Source organism: Paraburkholderia sp. DHOC27, from assembly GCF_003429005.1.
Classification (GTDB): domain Bacteria; phylum Pseudomonadota; class Gammaproteobacteria; order Burkholderiales; family Burkholderiaceae; genus Paraburkholderia.
Genome location: NZ_QVQV01000002.1, coordinates 54416 through 70619, shown reverse-complemented (window position 1 = coordinate 70619; position 16204 = coordinate 54416). Strand labels below are relative to the sequence as shown.

The following is a 16204-nucleotide window of genomic DNA, read 5'->3' as shown; positions in this document are numbered from 1 at the left end:
CGTTCAAGCGTCTGCGACGAAGCGCTGCAATTGCGCGTAGACACGGGCGATGACATCGTCCCATTCGCCAGCCGCCCGCTGACGGAAAATCTGCATGGACGGGTACCACGGACTATGATCGCCGGCATTCAACCAGCGCCAGCACGTGTCGAAGCGATTGAGCAGCCACACGGACTTGCCGAGCGCGCCCGCCAGGTGTGCCACTGAGGTATCCACGGAGATCACCAGATCGAGTTGATCGATCAGCGCGGCGGTGTCTTCGAAGTCGTTCAGACTGGCGGTGAGATCGACGAGGGGCGGCCCGCCCCATTTGCCACTTTCCAGCGCGCGTAACTGTGCGACTGCGGCCGCGCCTTTTTGCAGGCTGTAGAACTGCGCGTCGAGGCCGCGCAATGCCGCGAATTTTTCCAGTGGGATGGAGCGTCGTTGATCGACCGGCCGCTGCACGGCGCACGAAACATGCGGTGCGCCGGCCCAGACCAGGCCGACGCGAGGCAAGCCACGCGGGCCGAGTGGCTCAGCCCATACATCAGAAAGGGCCTGCGATGGCGAGAGGTAACGCGAAGGGCGCGGAATCGAATCGAGCGTGGTTCCGAACGCCAGGGGCAAGCTCATCAACGGGCAGTGCAGATCGAACGCGGGCAACGGCTCGCCTTGTGCAATCACTTGCGCCACACCGTCCATCTGTTGAAGCAGCGAGACCAGCGGGGCCTGAACCTGCACGAACACCTGTGCGCCCAGCGCGCTCACCAGCGGGATATAGCGGCAGAATTGCAGGCTATCGCCGAGTCCTTGTTCCGCGTGCAGCAGAATGCGCTTGCCATGCAGCGCTTCCTTGCCGGTCCAGAGCGGCTGCACGCAACGCAACCGAGACGTGCGAAGTTGCTCGGTTTTCCAGCGTGATTCGTATGCGCGCCAACCATCTTCATAGTTGCCTAGCGTGAGATGACAAAGCGCGCGGTTGAATTGCGCCACCGCATGCTCGGGCGTGAGCGCGAGCGCGGCGTCGTAGGCGGTGAGGGCGTCGTGGTGACGCCCTAGCGCATCGAGCGCCATGCCGCGATTACAAAAGGCATCTGCATGATGCGGATTCAGGTGGAGCGCTGCGTCGTAGTCCGCTAACGCAAGCGCATGCGCACCCGAGTAATGCAGCGCGAGGCCGCGATTGTTGAGGACATCTGCGTTGCCGGGATCGAGCGAAAGCGCACGATCGTAGGAAGCCAGTGCGGCTTCGTACTCGCCCAGCGCGCGCAGGGCGTCCGCTAGGCCCCAATGCGACGCCGCGTGATCCGGCATCACACTCAGCGCTTTGGCGTGGCTCGCGGCCGCTTCGGCAAACTTGCCGACGGCGAAGAGCGAAAGACCTCGATTGAAATACGCGAGGCCGTAATCGTGCTGCAGGTCGAGCGTACGCTCGAAGCAGGCAATGGCGCGGTCATGCTGCCCCAGCGCCTTGAACGCTAACCCCTGGTTGTTATGGAAGGACGCCTGCACCGGTTTCAAGGCAATGGCGCGAGCGAAACTTTCCAATGCCCGCTCGAGAAGGCCGAGCGAAAGATGCACGTTACCGCGATTATTCAACGCCTCGGCGTACGCGGGGTTGAGCGCGAGCACGGTGTCATAGCTCGCTGCAGCAGCCTGATAGTGCCCGAGCCGCTGCTCGGCCTCACCGCGAAGAAAATACGCGTCCGCATGGCGATCGTTAAGCGCGATGGCCTGGTTGATCCACTCAATGGACGCGTGCGGATCGCCGTCATGCAGCGCGATAAACGCCAGCAACAGCAGTGCCTCGAAACAGCGCGGCGCGATCCGCAACGCTTCCTTGCAGAGCGCGTGGGCCTGCTCACGCTGGCCGGCCTGATAACAGGCCGCGCCCTGCAACATCAGTTGATGCGCCTGCGACGCGGCGTCCAGAGACACGGGAGACGAGGGCACGCTCAAAATACGTGACGCAGCCCCACGGTGACCGCAAGTTGTGAATTGGTCGACGAAGGCGACAGCGTATTGATCATCGCATCATCCAGAATCGAGCCGGCCGGCGCACCATGCACGTGCTGATAAACCCCTTCGAGGTAGACGTCCGTGCGTTTGCTGAGCGAGTAATCCGTCTGGAGCATGACCGAGTTCCAGATGGGCGACGCGCTCGTGGCACCGTCGCCATACGCGCCGTTGGTGAAGGTATACGAGCCGGACACCGTCAAGGCCTGCGTGAGCGCGTACTTGGCGTTCACTTCGTAGTTGTCGAGCCGCAGCGTGCCGCCGAGCGGCAAATAGTTGCCGAGACCGAACGAGAACACGCTCGCCATGTCGTCGATCTGCGTGTGGCTCCAGACCAGACCCACGGTGGCCGGGCCGAAGGTGTAATTGCCGCCCGCGCCCCAGATGCGCTGACGCTGCGCGACGAAGTCCGCGCTGCCGTCGTTCTGCGAGATCGCACCGTTGTTGTTGGTGCCGAGTACGCCGCCACCTGCATTGTTGAACTGCAGATAGCCGCCCGCGAGATTCAGCGGACCTTGCGAGAACGACGCGGCAAACCCGTACGCGCGATTGTTCGCGAAGCCGCCCGCGGCATTGCTGAACGAGTACATGCCCTCGAACGTCACGCCGTGCCACTCCGGACTCGCGTACTTGACCATGTTGTTGAGCACCACGGAATCGGCGGCGAGGTTGTCGTTTTCGAACGGATGCGCCGCGAGATTGCCGCCCCATGTGTTGCTTTCAGCGGTGAGCGGGCCGAGCAGGTCGTTGAGCACGTCGAACTGGCGGCCCAGCGTCACGGTCCCGTACGGGTCGCTTTGCAGCCCGACCCATACCTGCGAGCCGAAGCCGTCGCCGGGGAACGCTTCACTGCCGTTGTTCAGGTTGAAGCCTTGTTCCAGCTTGAAGATCGCATGCAGTCCGCCGCCCAGATCTTCGGAGCCCTTCAGCCCGAACACCGTGTTCTGCGTCGAACTGCTGTTTTCCTGCCAGTTGGAGTGACCGCCCTGGTTGTTGGTGTAGACGAGGCCGGTATCGATCAGGCCGTACAGCGTCACGCTGCTTTGTGCGTGCGCCGAGAGGGCATAGACACCGGTGAGGGCGATGGCCAGTAGTGATTTTTTCATTCTTGTAAGCTCCGTGATTGAGCAAAGGCTACGAGAGGATCACGCGAAAGCGTTGCCTGAAAAGCGGTATCCGCGCGCGAACACACGGGTTCGTTGGGTGCGGGATACCTTGCATATAGTGGGTCGACACATGTGTCGATGCAGCTCGTGGAGCGCATCGTCGCTCGCACGCCACATCGGCCAGTGCAATTGTAGAGCGTAAAAAAACTCCATGTGGGCGAAGCATGCAGGCCGGGCGAATTCATTGGCAGATTCATTTTCCAATGCACGGGCACTGATGGATTGCAAATCCGCACGGCGGATCGTTTACGATCACGGCTTGGACAAACGCAGGGGCGGGCGCCGATTGCGCCCGGCCCCTGTCTATCTGGGACCTCGGGTCGAATCTGTATGCCATATCTGGGAATCGGTTTTCACGTCATCATTGCGATCTTTTTCGCTGTGCACGCGGTACGCACGGGCCAGAACATGTACTGGCTACTGCTGTTGTTTATTTTTCCTTTACTCGGCAGCGTCGTTTATTTCTTCGCCATTTATTTGCCGAGCCTGCGTCAGTCGCGCGGCGGACGCGCAGCGACGCGTGCGATTACGCAATGGGTCGATCCGAATCGCGCGGTGCGCGAGGCACGCGCCGACTTCGATCGCGCGCCCACGGTCCAGCATCGCCTGCGTCTTGGCGCAGCGTTGCTGGAGGCAGGCGAGGCGCGTGAGGCATTGGAGCACTATCAGTACGCTGCACAGGGACCGTTCGCGACCGACCCTGCCGTGCTGATGGGTCTCGCGCGTGCGCAATTCGCCACGGGCGATAGCGCAGCCGCGGACACCACGTTGAACGCGCTGTTTGCCGCGCACAGGGAGACCCGTCAGCAACCGGAACCGGCCTTGCTCTATGCACGCACGCAGGCCGCCCTCGGTTCAGCCGGCACACGTGCCGCATTCGAGCAGGCTCTGAGCTGCGCGAGCGATGCCGCGCCGCGCTGCCTGTTTGCCGACTGGCTCGCAGCGCAGCCCGACACGGCGGATCGTGAACGCGCCCGCAGCCTGTATGCGGATATCACCCAGGATGCCCGGCATTGGCCGCGTCACGCGCGTGAGCACAACCGTGAATGGCTCGAGCGGGCGCAAGCGGCGTTGGCGGGAATGAGTTCGCGGTCGTGACGCGATCTGCCCATCCGTAGACGTCGCGCACGTTCAGAGCGGCAAAAGCATGACCACGAAGTTGGGTGTCCGAAACGATCCAAAGACAAAACCGGACGCCCAAAAAAGATGCCCGCGGAGACGGGCGGGCACGCGAAGGAGCAAAACACGACGCGCATCGGGGTGAGCGCATCGCGAGGCAAGCTTAGCCAGCCGTAATTACCCCGAAAGCGCTGTTTCGCACACATCTGTGCCCCATCAGAGGGCAAATGGCGAGAACGCACGGGAGATTTGGCGCTACCTGACGGTTGATGAGCGGCTTGATGAGCGCGCTCACCCTCGCACGGCCAGTTCGCGCAACGCGAATCCAGGCGTAAACCAGCGTCCGGCATTGATGGAATCCCATCAATTCTGACGATGCCGAAAGACGGTCGATCAAGTACTGTTTGATCCAACCCGCGGCGTTCACCGCCGGGTCACTCACACGGCGGCCCGCACGCGAGAGCAGACCGCCTTGCACAAGATCGGAGCCGGTGACTGGCGTGCCAAGCGCCAGCATCGGTCGACAGGAGACAAGCATGTCATCGACGCCCCCGCCCGGCACGTTCAAACCCGGCCTGACAGACGAGACGTTCGACGATCGCATCAGCGAACAGTGGTATCAGCCGCGCATTCCGCGTGCTGTCCTCAAGGAACTGATGAAACGCAGCGACGCCGAGGGCCTGCGCAATTTCGCCCTGTGGCTCGTGCTGCTGATTGCCTCGGGCGTGGTGGCGGGGTTGACGTGGGGAACATGGTGGGCCGTGCCGGCGTTTTTCGTCTACGGCACGATCTATTCGTCGAGCGACGCGCGCTGGCATGAACTCGCGCACGGCACGCCGTTCAAGACGCGCTGGCTCAACGACGCGTTCTATCACCTGTCGTCGTTCATGACGATCCGCGAGGCCTACTGGTGGCGCTGGAGTCATGCGCGCCATCACACGCATACGTACTTCCAGGAACGCGACCCGGAGATTCAGGTGGCGCGTCCCACGCAGGTGCTGCCCATCTTCTTCGACTTCTTCGCGTTGATTGGCGGCGTGGCCGAAATCCGCAAGACGATCCGTCACGCGTTTGGCCGTATCGACGCCGCGACCGAAGCGTTCCTGCCCGCCAGCGAAAAGCCGAAGATGATCTGGTCGTCGCGCATCTATCTGGCGGTGATCGTGGCCACCATCGTGCTCGCCGTCTACCTGCACAGCTTCCTGCCGCTGATGTTCGTGTGGACGCCGCGCTTCTACGGCGGCTGGCTGCATCAACTGCTGGGACTCACGCAGCACGCGGGGCTTGGCGTCAACGTGAAGGACCACCGGCTCAACACGCGCACTGTGTATATCAACCCGGTGTTCCGCTTCCTGTACCTGAACATGAACTATCACCTCGAGCATCATCTGCTGCCGATGGTGCCGTTCCATGCCTTGCCGCGTCTGCACGACGCCATCAAGGATCAGTTGCCGCCGGCTTATCCGAGCCTCTATGCGACGTACCGCGAGATGATCCCGGCGTTGTGGAGACAGCGGCGTGATCCGGCGCACGTGATCCAGCGTACCTTGCCTGAGTCCGCATCCGGCTCGCAGCCGAACTTCACCGCGCAGCCAAGCACGTAATCGCGGCACGCTTTGCGCCGAACGCTTTAACTATCCTTTCTGGTCTATCTGGAGGCATCGTGGCAGTCGAATCCGACAACACGAAGTGGGTCGTTGCGTGTGCAACCGACGACATCGACGAAGAAGACGTGCTGCGCTTCGATCACGAAGGCGCGAGCTACGCGGTGTACCGGCTGGCGAAGGGCTTTCACGCCTCGGACGGCTGGTGCACGCACGAGCAGGCGCATCTTGCGGACGGCTTCGTCGTGAACGGCGAGATCGAGTGTCCGCTGCATCAGGGACGCTTCGACATCATCAGCGGCAAACCGCTCAGCCCACCCGTGTGCGTCAAGCTCAAAACCTATCCGGTGCGTGTAGAGGGACAGCGCGTGCTGATCGGCCTGCCGGCCACCGCTGAAGGTGCCGGCAAGGACGCTACCAGGAATGCCGCATGAAAACCGCTGAACATGGCGCGATGGTGATTGTCGGCGCGGGCCAGTGCGGCGCGCGCACCGCGCAGGCGCTGCGCGAGAACGGCTGGGACGGCGAAATTACGCTGCTGGGTAACGAAGGCCTCGCGCCTTACGACCGGCCGCCGCTCTCGAAAGGCGTGCTGCTCGGACAAAAGACCGCCGCGCAATGTGCGCTGTATGACGAGGCCTTCTACCGCGACAACCGCATCGATCTGCGCGTCGATTCAGCCGTTACCGCAATTGACCGCGTGGAACGCCGCGTGATGTTAGGCGAGGGCCGCTCGGTCTCGTACCGGCGCCTGCTGATTGCCACCGGCTCGCAACCGCGTCGCCTGACCGTGCCGGGTTCGACGCTGCCTGGCGTGCATGTGCTGCGCGGCGTGCCCGATGCGTTGGCGATCGTCGATGAACTGGCGCCCGGCAAACGCATCGCCGTGGTCGGCGCGGGTTTCATCGGCCTGGAAATCGCGGCCACTGCCATCGCACGCGGCTGTGAAGTCGTGGTGATCGAGGCGGCTTCGCGTGCGTTGATGCGGGCGGTGCCGGAAGTGGTGGCTGGTTATCTGGTGGAACGGCATCGGCAGATGGGCGTAACGGTGCGCTTTGCGGTGCAGGTGGATCGTGTGCTCGGTGAGTCGCGTGTGACCGGCCTCAAACTCGCGGACGGCACGACGGTGGAATGCGACGCGGTGGTGGTCGGCATCGGCGTGACGCCACGTACCGCGCTTGCCGAAGCGGCGGGCATCGACGTGGCGGACGGCATCGCCGTCGACGATACGCTGCGCACCAACGACCCGTACATTTTCGCGGCCGGCGACGTGTGCTCGTTTCCGCACCGCCTGTTCCGGCGCCGCATCCGGCTCGAATGCTGGAAGAACGCGGAAGATCATGCGCGGGTCGTCGCTCGCAACATGCTCGAATACGGCGAGACCTATTCCGCCGTGCCGTGGTTCTGGTCCGACCAGTACGACATGACCATCCAGATTGCCGGCATGCCCGCCTTCGGTACCACCAGTGTGGTGCGCGAAACTGGTTCGGCATCCCGAGTATTTTTTGCGCTGGATCGCGACGGCATTCTGGTCGGCGCCAGTGGTGTCGGTCAGACAGGGGAAATTGCGCGAGAAGTACGGGTCGCACAGGAATTGATTGCGCGCCGCGCCCGTGTCGAGCCCGCGCTGCTCGCGGACCGCTCGGCGAAACTGAAGTCGCTGCTCACGGCGGAGGCGCTATGAGCCAACGCTTGCTGGTGTTCCAGTCCATGTGGGCGATGGAGCGGCGCTACACGGACGGCTTCGAACGCTCGCTCGAAGCGAACCTGCAGATGATCGCCGACGCGCATTTCGACGGCGTCAGCGCCGATTACACCCACCGCGATGCAGTCAGGCAACTCGCGGCGTTGCGCAAGACGCACGGACTCGATGCCGAAGGCCAATGCTTTCCGCGCAGCATCGACGATCTGCAACCGGTGCTGGAAAACGCCACGGAATCGGGCGTGCACCACATCGATCTGCAACCCGATGTGCGCCCACGCACGCTGAATGAAGCGCTGACGTTGCTCGACGGCTGGACGCGCCTCGCGGAACAGGTGGACTTTCCGGTGTACATCGAAACGCATCGCGATCGCATGACCACCGACCTGTATTTCACGCTCGATCTGCTCGATGCGCGGCCCGATCTCAAGCTGCTCGGCGATATTTCGCATTACCTCGTCGGACGTGAATTTGCGTGGCCGGTCTCAGCCGAGAATCACGCGCTGATGCACCGCATCCTGGATGCGTCGTGGGCGTTTCATGGCCGCGTGGCGAGCCGCGAACAGGTACAGATTGAGTTGTCGTTCGCGCCGCACCGCATGTGGGTTGATCTGTTTCTCGACTGGTGGCGCTATGGCTTCGCCTCGTGGTGCGAACGTGCCGGCGCGAACGACAGCCTGACCTTCACCTGCGAACTGGGTCCGAAGCCGTACGCGATCATTGGCCGCGACGGCAACGATACGACGGACCGCTGGCAGGAGTCCCTGCTGATGCGCGACTGGATTCGTGAGGTGTGGCAGGAGGTTTGGCAACAGCGGTGTCAAGAGCGCGAGCAAGCCGCCGTCACTCTTCAGGCGGCAGGTTCTCGCGCAGGATAACGGTAACGGGTATCTGTTGAGGCGGTGCCGCCCCGGGCTCCCGATGATAGTGCCGCAAGATCAGTTCTACTGAACGCATGGCCTCGGCCACCGGGTTCTGGTCGATCACGGCGTCGAGCGTGCCGTCCATCAGCAGGCGCCGGGAAAGCTGATTGATTTCATGGCCGATCAGCACGGTGGAGCGGGCCCGGTTGAGCGCATGAAGCGCCGCGCTGATGCCCTCGTCGCCAACCGAGATGTTGTAGATGCCGCGCAGGTCCGGATAGCGGGCAAACGCGTCACGTGTCAGACGTTCGGTGCGTTCGGGCCGTTCGAGGCTTTCGACGGTTTCGACGATATCGCAGCGCGGAAACCAGCGTCGCAGTACCGAACGGAAGCCGTTTTCACGCTCTTCGTGCGCGAGGAAATCATGCATGCCTGTGATGACGAGCACCTTTCCGCCGGCGTCGCCGAGAAAGCGTCCCATCAGCTCGCCGGCCACCCGGCCCGCGCCGCGATTGTCGATGCCGACGTAAGCGAGCCGCCCGGTGCCGGGCAGATCGCTGGCCACGGTAATCACGGGAATGGTCGGACTCAGCTTGCGCACTGCCGCGCTGATATCCGGATGTTCGTAGGCCACCATCACCAGCGCGTCCGCCTTCTGCGTGGCGCGATGGATCGTGTTGACGATGCACGCGGGGTCGAGATTGTCGAAGTAGGTGACCGCGCAGATGGCGCGCTGGGCCTCGAACGACTGCTGCGCGAGTTCGAAGCCGCGTTTCAGGCTCACGAAGTAGGGCGCTGCAGGCTGCTGCATGAGGATGGCGATACGCAGCCAGCGCGCGGGCACCGCACCGAGCGCGCGGTCGAGTTTCAGCTTGCGCGCCCACTCCAGCACCCGCGCTTCCTTGTCGCGTGCCACGCCGCCGCGTCCGTTGAGGACGCGATCGACAGTGGCCTCGCTGACGCCCGCGGCTTTGGCGACATCCGCCATGCTGGTTTTACGTTGCGAACTGGACGACATCGATAAGAAGGACTCGCGAGAGGTGAAGGGTGTGAGCGCGTGGGCGACGACGTCGGCTGCATGATCGCATCAAGACCGGCGCGATATCAAGCGTGGACTGCATGGTCCGCGATAACCACAAGGAGTCAGGAGATGAATGCGAAATCCCACAAGTCCGGCGCTCAGGGCGCCCAGCGGGCTGGCTGGATAACGGCGGCCGCGTGCGGCGCGGCGTTGCTGTTCGGCCTCGTCAATACCAGTGTGGCCGCGGACACGGGGCAGCCGTTGAACATCGTGATGCTCACGCATGGCGCCGCCACCAACTCGTTCTGGCAGGCCGTGAAAAAAGGCTTCGACGATGCCTGCGCCAAAGTGCAGGCGCATTGCCAGATGGTCTTCACGCAGAACGACGGCTCGATCGAACAGCAAAGCTCGAACTTCCAGACGGCACTCGCCCGCAAGCCTGACGCGATCCTGACTACCATCGTCGACGACAAGGCGCTCACGCCAATGATCAACGACGCACGCAGCAAGAACGTGATGGTGATTGCGTTCAACGTGGACCAGAGCGGCGGTGCGGCGGGCGCCGCGCAACGCGAGGCGTTCATCGGCCAGAACTTCGTGCCGGCGGGGCGCAATCTGGCGCATGAACTGAGCGCGAAGTTTCCCAAGGACGGCCCGGTGCGGGTGCTGATCGGCGTCAGCGCGCCAGGACAGAACTGGTCCGAACAACGTGCCAAGGGCGTGATGGATGGCCTCGACGACTGGAAGCGCGCCAACCCCACGCGCAAGCTCACCGTGGACCGCATTGATTCCGGCACCGATCTGTCGGTGACGGGGGACCGCGTGGGCGCTTACCTCACCGCACATCCGGACACCACGGCGTACTTCGATACGGGCTTCTTTCATGCCTCCGTGGCACACGTGCTGAAAGATCGCGGCGTGCCGCCCGGCAAGGTGCTGCTGGCGGGCTTCGACATCGTGCCGCAGGTGCTCGACATGATGAAGGCCGGCTACATCCAGGCAGAAGTGGATCAGCAGCCGTACATGCAGGGCTTTTTGCCGGTGATGGAAGTCTATCTGGCGAAGACGGCTGGCCTCGCACCGGCTGACGTCAACACCGGCGACGCCATCGTCACGCCGCCACAGGCCGCGGGCGTGCTGGCGCTGTCCGAGCGCGGCATGCGCTAGCGCGGCCGTAGCGTGTGTGGCGAACGGGCAGGTCCTGACGGGATGGCGTGCATTCACTGCTGGAGGCTGACGTGAAAAAGCTGTTGAAAATCTATTTGCAGAAACCGGAGCTGGCCGGTGTGGTTCTGCTGGTCGTGCTGGTGGCGATCTTCCAGGTGCGCTCGGAGTCGGCGTTCCTGAGCGCCGAAAATCTGCGCGGCATTCTGGGCGTGCTGCCGGAAGCGGGACTGGTGGCGATTGGCGTGACCTTGCTGATGATCTGCGGCGAGTTCGATCTGTCGGTGGGCTCGGTATTCGCACTGACGCCCATGACCATCACGCTGCTGGTGAATGCCGGCGTGCCGTTCTGGATCGCGCTGCCAATCGGCCTTGCGATCGCGGCCGGCATCGGTCTTGCCAACGGCGTGATTACGCTGATGTTCAACATACCGAGTTTCATCACGACGCTCGGCATGCTGTTCATCGTCCGTTCGCTGACGGTGGTGGCAAGCGGCGGCTTTCCACCGAGCCTGCCCACCGGCCATATGCCGATCGAGCTGTTCACGCGTTTCATTGGTCCCGCTGGCCTGTTTCGCGCGTCGTTCTTCTGGTTCCTCGGCATCGGCGCACTGGCTGCGTTGCTGCTCTCGGCCACCAATCTCGGCAACTGGATCAAGGCAACCGGCGGTTTTCTGGAGGCGTCGGTGTCGAGCGGGGTGCCGGCGCGTCGCGTGAAGCTGTTCTGCTTCGTGCAGTGCGCGATGCTGGCGGGTTTCGCCGGCATGATCCAGGTGTTCCGGCTCGGCACGCCGCTGCCTTCCATCGGCGACGGCATGGAACTGCAGGCGGTCGCGGCGGCGGTGATCGGCGGCACGGCACTGTCTGGCGGGATAGGCAACGTGCTGGGCGCGGTGGTCGGCGCGCTGCTGATCCGCGTGATCGACAATGGCCTCGTGCTCACCCAGGTCGACGCGAACTGGTTCAAGTTCGCCGTCGGCGCCCTGACGATCATCGCGGTCGTCGCCAATGCATGGATGCGCCGCACGGCGCGCCGAATGAAGGTGCAACTATGAACCGGGCCTCTTCCGCTGGACTCGCTTCCGATTCTTTCGCTGCCGGCTTCAGCGCGCCGGCCGCCGGGTTAGCCACGCACGCCGACGCCGCATCGCCAACCCAGGCACACGCCGGTGCACACGCTGCGCCGGTGCTGGTCGGCGTGCGCAATCTGCACAAGTGGTACTCGGGTGTGCATGCGTTGAAGGGCGTCAGCCTGGATTTTCGCCGCGGTGAGGTGGTGGGACTGCTCGGCGATAATGGCGCGGGCAAATCCACGCTGATCAAGATTCTCTCCGGCGTGCACCGGCCCGACGAGGGCGAGATCATGTTCGAAGGGCGGCGCGTGCAGATCGGCTCGCCGAAGCAGGCGATGGAGCTTGGCATCGAGACGATTCATCAGCACAACTCACTGGTGCCGACGCTCTCCATTGCACGTAATCTGTTCATTGGCCGCGAGCCGCTGCGTTTTTCGCTGTGCGGCATTGGGCCGATGAATCAGGCGCGCATGAGCCGCGATGCGGAGATTGCGCTCGCCAATGTGGATCTGCATCTGCGCTCCGCCGACGCGCTGCTCGGCGAACTCTCAGGCGGTCAGCGGCAGGGCGTGGCGATTGCTCGCGCGATGCACTTCAAGTCGCGGCTGCTGATTCTCGATGAGCCGACCAATCATCTTTCGGTTAAGGAGACCGACAAGGTGATCGGCTTCGTGCGCGGTCTGTCGGCGCAGGGCGTGACGGGTATCTTCATCAGCCACAACCTGCAGCACGTGTTTCATTCGTGCGACCGGATCGTGGCAATGGCACGCGGTGAAGTGGTGCTGGACAAAGCCGTGAGTGAGACCTCGATCGAAGAGGTCACTGAACTGCTTTGAGTGGGGCGTTTGCGGTTGCGGTCTCGACGATGGTCTCGACGATGGTCACGACGGTGCTCACAGCGGTGGCGGCAAGAGCACCGTTATAGCAACACATCGCAACTACAACGCCTACCGGCTTCGCGCCCACTGCGCGAGGCCGGCGCATGCCACCAGCAGCGTGCCGGTGGCGAAGAACACGGCGTCGAGTCCGAACATCACGCCGATCTGTCCGCCGATCACCGGCCCGACCACCTGGCCGCTGAACTGCGCGGACTGCAGATAGCCCAGCATCTGTCCGGTCTTGCTTTCGTCCACCGATTGACGCGCCAGCTTGGCGATGGACGGCAGCAACCCGGCGAGCGTCATCCCCATCAGCACGCGCAGCGCCGCCAGTTGCCACCATGCGACGACGAAGGCCTGCGGGATCATCACGAGCCCCGTGAGCACGAGGCAGCCGATGATCACGTTCCAGCTGCCGATCCGGTCAGCCAGCGCGCCGAGCCGTGCCGCCGTGAACATGCTGCCGAACGCCGAGCAGGCCATCACGAGACCGGCCACGCGCGTGAGATGATCGGCATGCACGCCGAGACTGCCGATATACACGGTGATGATCGGCTCGATAGACATGTTGGCGAGCAGCACCATCATCGCCGTGACGAGCAGCGCGGCCACCACGGCGTAGTTCGTTTTGCGCGTCGTGACGGAGGCTTTGCTGGCGGCACGATGCAGCGCCTGATCGGCCGGACTGAAGTCTTCCTTGACTACGAAGATGGTCAGCAAGGCCGCTACCGCGATCATTGCGCCGCCCGCGAAAAAGGTGCCGCGAATGCCGATCCAGCCGGGCAGGAAGCCACCCACCAGCGGGCCGATGAGATTGCCGGCAAGCGCGCCCGTCGAGAGCACGCCGAGCGCCCAGCCGGCCCGCTCACGCGGCGCCTGCGAGCCGACCATCACGGTTGAAGCCGACGAATAGCCACCGACGAGACCGGCCAGCAAGCGCAGCGCCACCAGTTGATGCACCGAATGCACCACGCCGATCAGCGACATCACGATGGCCATGCCCACGGCCGCGCGCACCAGCATCGCCTTGCGTCCGTAGCGATCGGCAAGCCGCCCCCACAACGGCGCGGTCAGGCCGGTGCCGAGGAAGGTCGCGCCGAAGGCGATACCCGACCACTGGATCACCGCGCCTGGCGCTTCCACGCCGAGCTGCCGGACATACAGCGGCAGAAACGGCAGCAGCATGCTCAAACTCACCAGCGTCGTGAACGAGCCGAACACGCACACGGCCAGATTGCGTCGCCAGTGATCCTCGTTGCGCTCGGCGTAGCTCAACAGACGCGGCTTGCCGATAGCCGGGGCCTGCAACAGGGACTCACTGGTTCGACTCATCTTTTCCTCAACGCATCCTCTATGCAGCAAACAGATCGACCGCGAGCGCCGATCACAAACAGAATCAAGGCGTGGCCGCCGCTCGCCGGTTTCACACTCTTCAGGGTACGAGTCTAGATTGAACCGATTAAAGAGAGAATCGGCTTGAAGTGGAAGACATTCTTCCGCTGGGCGATTCAATCGCCGTGTGGATCACTACGGGTCATCTGCTGGAAGCGGCCGAAATGTTCGCGCAGACGCGGTGTCGCGAAGTCGATGAAAGCGCGCACCTTCGGCACGGAGAGGCGTCCCTGTGGCGTAAGCAGATGCACGGGGAGGGGTGCGTGCTCGCTGTCGCTCAGGATGATCTGGAGCGTGCCGGCCTCGACCGCCTCGGCAACGTGATAGGAAAACATCCGCGTGACGCCGCGCGCCTCCACCGCTTCGGCCACGGCGGCGCGGATCGTATTGACGATAAAGCCGGGCGTGAACTGCACGACGAGCGGCACGCTGGTGCGGCCGCCTGGCGGGAAGCTCCACGAATCGAGGCCGAAATGCGTCATGGAGATGATGCGATGCGCGGCGAGATCGGCCGGCGTGGTGATGGGCGGATGCGCAGCCAGATAGCGCGGCGCAGCGGCGACCACCCGCCGGACTTCTCCCACCGGCACCGCGATCAGCGATGAATCCGGCAAATGGGCGATGCGCAGCGCCACGTCGATGCCTTCGTCGATCAGGCTCACGGGCCGGTCGAGCAACTGCAGACGAATCGACACCTCGGGATAGCGCTCGGTGAAATCGACGAGGATGGGTCGCAGCACGTCCTCACCGGCGGCGACCGGCGCGGTGATGGTCAGGAGGCCGCGCGGTGCGGACTTCTCGTCCACCACCAGCAGATCGGCTTCTTCAAGTTCGGTCAGCACGCGCCGGCAGGCCGCGGCGTAGCGCTCGCCCGCCTCGCTCAGCTTGATGGTGCGGGTGGTCCGGTGCAGCAGGGCGGTGCCGGTGTGTTCCTCGAGGAAAGCCAGCGCCCGGCTCACTGCCGCCGGCGAGCGGCCGAGGCGGCGCGCAGCGCCCGCCAGGCTGCCTTCGTCCAGCGTGGCGACGAACACCTTCATCGCATCGATTCGGTCCATACGGCATCAAGATTGAGGGGGCGAAATTGCCTTTGCGAGTCTAACGCGACCCGCTGCATTGCGGCGGCGCGTGGGCTCGCTTCAGGCTGCGGCGGTCCGCCTTAACCCGCTTTGGCCCGCTTTGCGGCGCGGCGCTACAGCATGAAGCCGCAGCGGAAAATTACACCAGCAAACCAGAGAACCGCCTGAAGCTACAGCGGAAAGCCCTGCGCGTAGCTCTCGCGCAGATAGCCGACGAACAGGCTCACGGCACGTGGCACGTGCGACGCATACGGCCGCAGCACATGCAGCCGGTCGGCGAACGGCCCCGTCACGCGCCACTGCGGCAACACCACCACGAGCTTGCCGGCCTGCACGGCAGCCTGCGCGGTGAAATCCGGCACGAGGGCAATGCCCATATCGTCGAGCGCGGCGTCGCGCAAGGTCTCGCTGTTGTTGGCCGAAAATTGTCCGTTGATGGGCAGCGTCACCGGCGCGGCCGTGGTTCTGCGCGGGCTTTTGCGTTCGAACGACCAGGTCGCCGCCCCCGAGTTGCGCGGGTAGAACAGGCACTCATGCGCGGCGAGATCCTCCGGCACGAGCGGCGTGCCGCGCTTGCGCAGATAGGCGCGCGTCGCCACCAGCACCGACTGCGTATCGCACAGCTTCCAGGCCACGTGCGTATCCGGCGCTTCGGCGCTGTGCCGGATGGCCAGATCGAAACCTTCGGTGGCAAGCGAGGTGAGCCGGTCGGAGACTTCGAGCTGCACCCGCACTTCCGGATGGGTGCGCAGAAACGCGGGCAGTCTCGGCAGCAACTGCTGACGGCCAAACGCCACCGGCGCCGTAATCCGGATCAGGCCACGCGCCACGCCGGCCAGTTCACTGACGCTCGCAAAGCTGGTGGCGATCTGTTCGTACTGATTGCGCGTATCCTCGACCAGACGCTGGCCCGCCTCGGTCAGCCGCACGCTACGCGTGGTGCGCTGCACCAACGAAATGCCCGCAGCGCGCTCCAGTTCGGAGATACGCTGGCTCATGGCCGCCTTGCTGACGCCAAGGCGCGTGGCCGCGGCCGTGTAGCTGCCCTGATCGGCCAGCACCGTGAGCCAGTGCAGATGGGTCCAGAGGCCGGCAATTTTCTCGATTTCCATACATTGATTGTTCATCACAGGAAACAATGAGTTCAA

The 16204-nt window shown here is 63.8% G+C and carries 14 protein-coding genes; 8 read left to right on the top strand and 6 right to left on the bottom strand.

Features of this window, described 5'->3' with window-relative positions; all coding sequences use genetic code 11:
- Window positions 1-3: 3 nt before the first annotated feature.
- Both D0B32_RS08700 and D0B32_RS08695 read right to left on the bottom strand, forming a co-directional pair.
- Entirely contained in the window at window positions 4-1935 is a 1932-nt protein-coding gene (locus tag D0B32_RS08700; protein WP_147329508.1) for a tetratricopeptide repeat protein, read from the bottom strand.
- 2 nt (window positions 1936-1937) lie between these two features.
- Entirely contained in the window at window positions 1938-3104 is a 1167-nt protein-coding gene (locus D0B32_RS08695; protein ID WP_117333572.1) for a porin, read from the bottom strand.
- 390 nt (window positions 3105-3494) lie between these two features.
- Here D0B32_RS08695 and D0B32_RS08690 point away from each other — a divergent pair, with 390 nt between their 5' ends.
- The 5 genes from D0B32_RS08690 to D0B32_RS08670 all read left to right on the top strand — a co-directional run bounded on the left by D0B32_RS08690 (window position 3495) and on the right by D0B32_RS08670 (window position 8467).
- Window positions 3495-4262: a tetratricopeptide repeat protein gene (locus tag D0B32_RS08690; RefSeq protein ID WP_117333571.1), complete on the top strand. Its 768-nt coding sequence runs from the start codon at window positions 3495-3497 to the stop codon at window positions 4260-4262.
- A 557-nt stretch (window positions 4263-4819) separates the two neighbouring features.
- Window positions 4820-5887 carry a fatty acid desaturase family protein gene (locus tag D0B32_RS08685; RefSeq protein WP_117333570.1) on the top strand — a complete coding sequence of 356 codons (1068 nt, stop codon included), beginning with the start codon at window positions 4820-4822 and terminating at the stop codon, window positions 5885-5887.
- A 59-nt stretch (window positions 5888-5946) separates the two neighbouring features.
- The gene (locus tag D0B32_RS08680) at window positions 5947-6321 is read left to right on the top strand and encodes a non-heme iron oxygenase ferredoxin subunit (RefSeq protein ID WP_117333569.1); all 375 of its coding nucleotides are present in this window, start codon (window positions 5947-5949) and stop codon (window positions 6319-6321) included.
- Window positions 6318-7571: an NAD(P)/FAD-dependent oxidoreductase gene (locus D0B32_RS08675; protein WP_117333568.1), complete on the top strand. Its 1254-nt coding sequence runs from the start codon at window positions 6318-6320 to the stop codon at window positions 7569-7571. Before D0B32_RS08680 ends, D0B32_RS08675 begins: the two co-directional genes overlap by 4 nt.
- Window positions 7568-8467, top strand: a complete 900-nt coding sequence (locus D0B32_RS08670) for a sugar phosphate isomerase/epimerase (protein WP_259294943.1) — start codon at window positions 7568-7570, stop codon at window positions 8465-8467. The genes D0B32_RS08675 and D0B32_RS08670 overlap by 4 nt, the downstream gene beginning before the upstream one ends.
- On the opposite strand, the gene D0B32_RS08665 is transcribed toward D0B32_RS08670, so the two are convergent.
- Window positions 8433-9470, bottom strand: coding sequence for a LacI family DNA-binding transcriptional regulator (locus tag D0B32_RS08665; RefSeq protein WP_117333567.1), 1038 nt, complete (start codon window positions 9468-9470; stop codon window positions 8433-8435). The two genes, D0B32_RS08670 and D0B32_RS08665, sit on opposite strands and share 35 nt — an antisense overlap.
- A 132-nt stretch (window positions 9471-9602) precedes the next feature.
- On the opposite strand from D0B32_RS08665, the gene D0B32_RS08660 reads away from it, so the two are divergent.
- The 3 genes from D0B32_RS08660 to D0B32_RS08650 all read left to right on the top strand — a co-directional run bounded on the left by D0B32_RS08660 (window position 9603) and on the right by D0B32_RS08650 (window position 12546).
- Window positions 9603-10640, top strand: a complete 1038-nt coding sequence (locus tag D0B32_RS08660; RefSeq protein WP_117333566.1) for a sugar ABC transporter substrate-binding protein — start codon at window positions 9603-9605, stop codon at window positions 10638-10640.
- Window positions 10641-10711: 71 nt separating this feature from the next.
- Complete coding sequence (locus D0B32_RS08655; RefSeq protein ID WP_117333565.1) at window positions 10712-11692, top strand: ABC transporter permease; 981 nt, start codon at window positions 10712-10714, stop codon at window positions 11690-11692.
- Entirely contained in the window at window positions 11689-12546 is an 858-nt protein-coding gene (locus D0B32_RS08650; protein ID WP_117333564.1) for an ATP-binding cassette domain-containing protein, read from the top strand. The genes D0B32_RS08655 and D0B32_RS08650 overlap by 4 nt, the downstream gene beginning before the upstream one ends.
- A gap of 111 nt (window positions 12547-12657) precedes the next feature.
- Here the strand turns inward: D0B32_RS08650 and D0B32_RS08645 are convergent, their stop codons facing one another.
- The 3 genes from D0B32_RS08645 to D0B32_RS08635 all read right to left on the bottom strand — a co-directional run bounded on the left by D0B32_RS08645 (window position 12658) and on the right by D0B32_RS08635 (window position 16168).
- Window positions 12658-13920: an MFS transporter gene (locus D0B32_RS08645; RefSeq protein WP_117333563.1), complete on the bottom strand. Its 1263-nt coding sequence runs from the start codon at window positions 13918-13920 to the stop codon at window positions 12658-12660.
- Between the two features lie 176 nt (window positions 13921-14096).
- On the bottom strand, window positions 14097-15035 hold the full coding sequence (locus D0B32_RS08640; RefSeq protein WP_117333562.1) for a LysR family transcriptional regulator: 939 nt from the start codon (window positions 15033-15035) through the stop codon (window positions 14097-14099).
- Window positions 15036-15226: 191 nt separating this feature from the next.
- Window positions 15227-16168 (bottom strand): LysR family transcriptional regulator, encoded by a 942-nt coding sequence (locus tag D0B32_RS08635; RefSeq protein WP_117334133.1) that lies wholly within the window; start codon window positions 16166-16168, stop codon window positions 15227-15229.
- Between the last annotated feature and the right edge of the window lie 36 nt (window positions 16169-16204).

Bases quoted from the DNA above. Each gene is read 5' to 3' on its own strand.
- D0B32_RS08685 (WP_117333570.1), top strand. From the start codon at position 4,820: ATGTCATCGACGCCCCCGCCCGGCACGTTCAAACCCGGCCTGACAGAC.
- D0B32_RS08675 (WP_117333568.1), top strand. From the start codon at position 6,318: ATGAAAACCGCTGAACATGGCGCGATGGTGATTGTCGGCGCGGGCCAG.
- D0B32_RS08690 (WP_117333571.1), top strand. From the start codon at position 3,495: ATGCCATATCTGGGAATCGGTTTTCACGTCATCATTGCGATCTTTTTC.
- D0B32_RS08660 (WP_117333566.1), top strand. From the start codon at position 9,603: ATGAATGCGAAATCCCACAAGTCCGGCGCTCAGGGCGCCCAGCGGGCT.
- D0B32_RS08645 (WP_117333563.1), bottom strand. From the start codon at position 13,920: ATGAGTCGAACCAGTGAGTCCCTGTTGCAGGCCCCGGCTATCGGCAAG.
- D0B32_RS08640 (WP_117333562.1), bottom strand. From the start codon at position 15,035: ATGGACCGAATCGATGCGATGAAGGTGTTCGTCGCCACGCTGGACGAA.
- D0B32_RS08665 (WP_117333567.1), bottom strand. From the start codon at position 9,470: ATGTCGTCCAGTTCGCAACGTAAAACCAGCATGGCGGATGTCGCCAAA.
- D0B32_RS08635 (WP_117334133.1), bottom strand. From the start codon at position 16,168: ATGGAAATCGAGAAAATTGCCGGCCTCTGGACCCATCTGCACTGGCTC.
- D0B32_RS08695 (WP_117333572.1), bottom strand. From the start codon at position 3,104: ATGAAAAAATCACTACTGGCCATCGCCCTCACCGGTGTCTATGCCCTC.
- D0B32_RS08650 (WP_117333564.1), top strand. From the start codon at position 11,689: ATGAACCGGGCCTCTTCCGCTGGACTCGCTTCCGATTCTTTCGCTGCC.
- D0B32_RS08670 (WP_259294943.1), top strand. From the start codon at position 7,568: ATGAGCCAACGCTTGCTGGTGTTCCAGTCCATGTGGGCGATGGAGCGG.